Here is a 6,192-nt window from a genome sequence, read left to right as displayed (position 1 = left end):
ACTCGACCTCGTTCCGGGCGCCTGGATCAGTGGAGCGGTCCTCGAGCGCGACAGCGTTGGCGACGCTCTTCGGGGAAGATGCACTGGTGAGCTGAGCGTTGGGGCCGAATCGATGATCGTTCCCGGGGCGCACACGAGCATGGCAGCAACATCACGCCATCGCCATGGGCCGGGCGAAGGCTGTCTCAAACGAGGCACATCACAACGTCATATGCCCGCACGATAAAAATTCCGTGGCGAGATCCGTCCCGTTCCCAGGAAACGCGTCGTTTCTCACGGACGGCCCGTCGCGGTGTCCGCCGGCGGACCTGCCCGGCGAACCTGCCGGCGCGATCACGGAAGTTCCTCCACGCCCCTGCACCGCCACGACCGGGCCGGGTTCACGGGAACCGTCGACGCCGCCGGTGACAACGCCCTAGAATCCCATTCGCACTCGCGCAGAAGAACGTCCTCGACCGTCATCCGGCCACCCGGGAAGACCTCCGCACGGCGATCACCACCCGGATCGAGCGAACCGACCGCCGGCGCCGCCGACAGCTCGGGCCGAACCGCTCGCCCCATCGACGTCGAGACGATCGCGAGGCGCCACCGCCCGCGGCGGCACACCATCCAGCTGTCACCGATCCGCGCATCGGTCCCGGTCGTTCGCGCCCGGCAACCGACGCCCGGTCATGGTGACATCCAGTCAGGAGGCAGCGATGCGAGCCACGTTTCCCCTCAGTACACCCCACCACCTCGACAACGAGCCCGAAGCCGAGGCCCTGCTCGCGCAGGCTCCGGTCGTCCTCGCGACGATGGGTCCGGCAGACGTCTGGCTTGCCCTCTCCTACAAGGCGGTGCGCCAGGTCCTGAGCGACAGCCGGTTCAGCCGGGAGGCGGCCACACTTCCGGGCGGCTCGCTGAAACTGTCCGTCGCCGCCGACCCGCTGCTGATCTCCAGCCAGGACGGCGAGCGCCACGCCCGCCTGCGCAAGCTGATGTCGCAGGCGTTCAGCCCGCGCATGGTCGATCAGCTCGAGCCACGCGTGCAGTCCATCGTGGACTCCCTTCTCGACTCCCTCGATCCGACCGCGGATCTCGTGGCGGGTCTCTGCGCTCCACTGCCGCTGATGGTCATCTGCGAGCTGCTCGGCGTGCCCTACTCCGAGGCGGAGGCCATCCGCCGGTGGACCAGGCGGCTGTTCGTCACGAACATCACTCCGGACGAACTGCGGGCCGCACAGGGCGAGATGCAGGAATGGCTCGCCGACCTGGTGCGTCAGAAGCGGGCGCGGCCGGACGACGGGTTGATCTCGGCGATGGTCGCCGCCAACGACGAGGGCGACCACCTCACCGAACCCGAGCTGCTGGCCAACCTCGAGGGCCTGCTGATCGCCGGCCACGAGACGACCGTCAACCAGCTGGGCAACTCGTTCCTGACCCTGCTGCGCCACCCGGACCAGCTCGCGCTGCTGCGGTCGTCACCGGACCTGATCGGACCGGCGGTCGACGAACTTCTGCGCTACAGCAGGCTCTTCACCTCCGCCGAGGTCCGGGTCACGACCGAGCCCGTCGTTCTGGAGGGCGTCGAACTGGGGGCGGGCGAAGCGGTGCTGCCGGTCATCGTCGCGGCCAACCGCGACCCCGGCGTGTACCCGGATCCCGGCCGCTTCGACATCACGCGCGAAGGACCGGCGGCGCACCTCGCCTTCGGGCACGGGCCGCACTTCTGCCTCGGCGCGATATTGGCCCGCCGGGAGATGCGGGTGGCGATCGGGTCCGTGGTGAAGCGGTATCCGGGACTGCGCCTCGCCGTTGACGAGTCCGAGCTCAGCTACGTGCCGGAACTCGTCTTCCGCGGCCTGCAGGCGCTGCCGGTCACCTGGTGATCCGTGGTCCCTCGTACCGCAGGCGCGGGAGTCGGACGGGATCGACCGGTCGGGGCACTCCCCGACCGATGACCCCTTCCACCACCTTCGACCTGCGGTACGCAAAATGAAATGAACGCCAGTCATTTCATAGAGCGCAGGAATTCTTCAAACCCCCGGCACTTCATCAGAAATTCCAACATCCCTGGATTAGGATTCGACCTGGACCCAATCCAGGAGGAATTCATGCGACTTTCGCGTAAATATGCACAGAATATTACCCAGGGGCCGACCCGTGCCGACCTGGCGTTAGCCCCTGTCCTGCCCTACCCCGACGGCTGGTCGGCGGTGGCGTTCTCCGGCGAGCTGAAGCCCGGCTCCGTGCTCACCCGCCGGCTGCACGGCGAGGACGTGGTGCTGTACCGGCTGCGCAACGGCGTCGTCCGAGCCGTCCAACCGTACTGCCCGCACTTGGGCGCCCACTTGGGCCTGGCCGAACTCGACGGTGACGACCTGGTATGCCCGTTCCACCGGTTCGCCTACGGCCCGGACGGAGCGTGCGTGCGGACCGGCTACGGCACACCGCCTCCGAAGGCGTCGCTGACCGGCCTGCCGGTACGCGAGGTGAACGAGGCCGTATTCGTCTGGTGGCACCATGACGGCCGCGCCCCGGATTGGGAAATTCCGGAAATCCACACCATCGGCCATCTCCCCCGGCGCTACGGCACCTGGGAGATGCCCGGCCATGCCCAGGAAATCATGGAGAACTCCGTCGACGTGGGACACTTCGGCACCCTGCACGGCTGGGCCAAGGCGGAGCTCCCCACCCCCGTCGTCTTCGGCGAGAAGACCTTCCACGTCTCGATGCGGGTCCGCGAGAAGTTCCCGCTGATCGGCGAGAGCCCCATCGACATCGAAGTCGACGGATACGGAATCGGTTTCCTGCACTCCGACAGCCACACTCCGCGGCTCCGGACGCGGATGTGCACGCTGATCATGGGCACGATGATCGAGCCCAACCGGATGCAGTACCGGCAGGCGAGCCGGCTCGTCTTCGACGAACCGTCGTCGCTGCCGAAACCCCTGGCACACCAGGTGAGCCGCACACTGTCCCGGCTGCTGATCGGTCCCCTCATCAGGTTCAGCGAGGACTTCACCGCCGTCGACTACCCGATCTGGTACAGCAAGAAGTACCGGCCGCACCCGCGGCTCGCCAAGGGTGACGGTCCGATCGGCCCCTTCCGGCACTGGGCCAGGCAGTTCTATCCGCACAACCAGGATGAACGGTCCTTGCCCGGCCCCCAGAGCTCGGACCTCGCCCGGTTCGACTGACACCTTGCCGCCGCCCGGCGACAGGGATTCCACGGACGGGAACCCGGGGATGCGGGCGCAGGCGCTGACAGGGGCCTCCGCCGCCGCGCAGGCGACGGAGGCCCCCGTCACGAAGACGACTCCGGCGGCCACCTCACCCGGCGCTCCACCGACCCCGGCCCCCGCGAGCCCGCCCGCGCCGCGGTCACGGCGACTCCCGCCCTCCGGGAACAGCGGGCCTCATCGGCCCGGGGCGAGCCGGCCGGACTCGACGGCCCAAGCGCCGCCGGCCCTCACCAGGCGACCGGCAGGACGAGCGGGCGGGTGAACAGGTTGTCCTCGTCCCAGGGGAGTTCGTCCGCGTCGATCGCGAGGATGAGTCTCGGGAACCGGGTGAAGAGTGCTTCGAAAGCGATCCTCAGGTGCGCTCGGGCCAGTGAGGCGCCCAGGCAGAAGTGCGGGCCGGCGCCGAAGGTCCTCGATCCGTCCGTACGGCGGTGGATGTTGAACCGGTGGGGGTGCTTGTAGTGGTCCGGGTCCCAGGTCGCCGCGATCATCGGCGTGACGACCGACTCCCCCGCGCGGATCGGCACGCCGCGGATCTCGGTGTCCTCCAACGCGACTCGCGGGTTGGACAGGTAGCCGTTGTGGTGGAACCGCAGGATCTCCTCCACGGCGGCGGGCCACAGCCGCGGGTCGTCGAGGACGCTCTGCAGTTCCTCGGGGTGCCTGAGCAGGGTGACGATGCCGGTGGACGCCGAGGAGACGAGCGGTTCGATCCCGGTGACGAGCAGGTAGCTGACGGTTCCGTGCAGCTCGTCGGAGGTGATCTCGTCGGCCTGGCGGGCCGCGATCAGGGCGCCGATCGGATCGGTCGGGTCGGGGGCGGACCACTTGTCCGCGACGATCTCGGCGGCCAGCGCACCGATCTGCTCGGTGGCGGCGGTGACGTCCGTCCGGTCCGCGTTCTGGCTGGTCTGCTCACGGAAGCAGCCGTGCAGCGCCTCGCGCCGGTCCGCCGGGATGCGGAGCAGGCCGCAGCTGACCCGCAGGGCGAGGGGCGCCGTGTAGGCGCTGACCAGGTCCGCGGGGTTGCTTCCCGCGGCCATCGCCGTCAGCAGGTCCTCGGCGTGCGCCGCGATGGCGGTGGAGGACCGTTCGGCGGCTCGCCGGTTGAACAGCGGGTTGAGGATCTGCCGTACCCGGGTGTGCCGGGGCGGGTCCAGGTTGAAGATGCCCCCGGGCACGGAGTTGAAGTCCTCGCCGATCAGTCGCGGCGCGCCCGGGTAGACCAGGTCCCTGGAGAAGCGCGGGTCGGTCAGGACTCCCGTGATGTCGTCGTGGCGGGTCAGCAGCCAGGTGGTCTGCCCACTGGGCATGCGCAGCGGGCAGACCGGGCGCTCCCGCCGCAGCGTGGCGTACAGCGGAGGCGGGGTCCCGTGCTCGCCCGCGGGCAGCGGCCACTGGAGGATGTCGGTGTCCGACGAGGTCACGACCGGGCTCCTCTGGTATCGGCGTTCGGCGGCGCGGCCTGTTCGACGGCCGATGCCACGGCCGGCTCTGCGGCGGGCTCGACGGCCAGGGCGATGGTGGCGAAGCCGTGGCCCGGCGCCGGTGCCAGGGCGGGGACTTCGTGGTTCCACAGGGCGAGCTGCAAGGGCCAGGGACGGTTGTAGAGGAGGAGGGCGGTCCGCGTCCCCGTGATGCCGGGCAGGTCCAGGACCAGCGGGAGTTCGGCGAGGACGTAGCCGAGGTTGAGTTCGATCTGCGCCGTGGTCGGCTCGCCTCCGAGAACGGCCCTGAGGTAGCAGCGGGACGTCTCCCGGCACAGCTCCCGTAACCGGCCGTCCGAGCGGAAGACGTCGTCGACCTGGGCACGCAGCTCGCGGTAGCGCTTCCGGTTGACGAGCCGGGTCCAGCTGTTGACCCGGGCGTGCGGGTTCGGTCCGGAGGCGTCGAGGCCGCGCCGTGCCGCCGCGCGCATCCTGCGCACGGCCCGGGTCGCGCTCTGTGCGGCCTCCCGGGGTGCCCGCCCGCAGGCGATGAGGCCGAAGGCCGTCTCGTAGCCGGGCAGGACGGCTTCGACGTGCCGAAACCTTCCGGCGGCCCAGGCCAGCAGGGTCTCGACGGTCGCGGGCCGGTAGAACCCGTTGAACGGGCTCAGTCCGAACACGGCGGCCTCACCGCTGTCGAGGATCTCCCGCGACTGCTCGTTGAGGGGGTGCACCGTGACGGCTTCCGCCGGGACCGCGATCACAGGCTCCGCCGCCAGTACGCGCCGCAGACGTCGATCCGTCGGATCGGGTCGTCGATCCGCTGCTCCTGACGGAAGTCGTGCACAGCGGCCCGGCACGCCGGGATGACGTAGTCGTCGACGATCACGAACCCTCCGGTGGACAGCCTGGGATACAGGTGGGTCAGGGCGTCCCAGGTGGATTCGTAGAGGTCGCCGTCGAGCCGGAGCAGCGCCAGCTTCTCGACCGGCGCCTGGGGCAGGCTGTCCCGGAACCGGCCCGGGAGAAAGGTGACCTGGTCGTCCAGCAGCCCGTAGCGGCGGAAGTTCTCCGCCACCTCCTCCTGGGGCACGCCGAGTACCCCGTTGGCCTGGTGCAGGGCCAGTTCGTGGTCCAGGGGGTGCCCGTCCGCGCCCACCTCGGGGATGCCGGTGAAGGAGTCGGCCACCCACACGCGGCGGTCGGTGATGCCGTGCGCCTTCAGGAAAGCGCGCATGAAGATGCAGGCCCCGCCGCGCCAGACGCCGGTCTCGATGAGATCGCCGTCGACGCCGTCCGCGACGACCCGCTCCAGGCAGTCGTGCAGGTTGTCCAACCGCTCCATTCCGATCATCGTGTGTGCGGCGGCGGGCCAGTCCAGGCCTCCGTGCCGTTCCTCGGCCCGGTAGCCGGTCGGTCCGTCCGGAGTGAGCCCGCCGTCCTGGTAGATGACATTGGTCAGGACCTTCTTCATGAGGTCCAGGTAGAGGTGCCCGTCACTGTCGCAGTCGTCCACTGGCTGTCTCCCTGGCAGGTCGGTC

The 6,192-nt window shown here is 69.6% G+C and carries 5 protein-coding genes; 2 read left to right on the top strand and 3 right to left on the bottom strand.

The annotated features are described in order from the left end of the window. Positions 1-698: 698 nt before the first annotated feature. Together ACFWP2_RS27680 and ACFWP2_RS27675 are read left to right on the top strand one after the other, a co-directional pair. The gene (locus tag ACFWP2_RS27680) at positions 699-1,868 is read left to right on the top strand and encodes a cytochrome P450 (RefSeq protein ID WP_380456277.1); all 1,170 of its coding nucleotides are present in this window, start codon (positions 699-701) and stop codon (positions 1,866-1,868) included. 225 nt (positions 1,869-2,093) lie between these two features. Next, positions 2,094-3,179, top strand: coding sequence for a Rieske 2Fe-2S domain-containing protein (locus tag ACFWP2_RS27675; protein WP_380456275.1), 1,086 nt, complete (start codon positions 2,094-2,096; stop codon positions 3,177-3,179). A 272-nt stretch (positions 3,180-3,451) separates the two neighbouring features. On the opposite strand, the gene ACFWP2_RS27670 is transcribed toward ACFWP2_RS27675, so the two are convergent. The 3 genes from ACFWP2_RS27670 to ACFWP2_RS27660 are packed head-to-tail and all read right to left on the bottom strand — an operon-like array spanning position 3,452 to position 6,167. After that, complete coding sequence (locus ACFWP2_RS27670) at positions 3,452-4,651, bottom strand: cytochrome P450 (protein ID WP_380456272.1); 1,200 nt, start codon at positions 4,649-4,651, stop codon at positions 3,452-3,454. Further along, positions 4,648-5,385, bottom strand: coding sequence for a tRNA-dependent cyclodipeptide synthase (locus ACFWP2_RS27665; RefSeq protein ID WP_380456270.1), 738 nt, complete (start codon positions 5,383-5,385; stop codon positions 4,648-4,650). Before ACFWP2_RS27665 ends, ACFWP2_RS27670 begins: the two co-directional genes overlap by 4 nt. Before the next feature lie 26 nt (positions 5,386-5,411). Then, a complete protein-coding gene (locus tag ACFWP2_RS27660; RefSeq protein WP_380456268.1) occupies positions 5,412-6,167 on the bottom strand; it encodes a TylF/MycF family methyltransferase in 756 nt (251 codons plus the stop codon). Positions 6,168-6,192: the final 25 nt, after the last annotated feature.

It is taken from the genome of Kitasatospora sp. NPDC058444, assembly GCF_042721415.1.
GTDB lineage: Bacteria > Actinomycetota > Actinomycetes > Streptomycetales > Streptomycetaceae > Kitasatospora.
The sequence above is the reverse complement of the archived record's forward strand: the minus strand, read 5'-3'. Positions and strand labels throughout refer to the sequence as shown.

Coding starts and splice junctions, on each gene's coding strand:
- ACFWP2_RS27680 (WP_380456277.1), top strand. CDS start 699: ATGCGAGCCACGTTTCCCCTCAGTACACCCCACCACCTCGACAACGAG.
- ACFWP2_RS27675 (WP_380456275.1), top strand. CDS start 2,094: ATGCGACTTTCGCGTAAATATGCACAGAATATTACCCAGGGGCCGACC.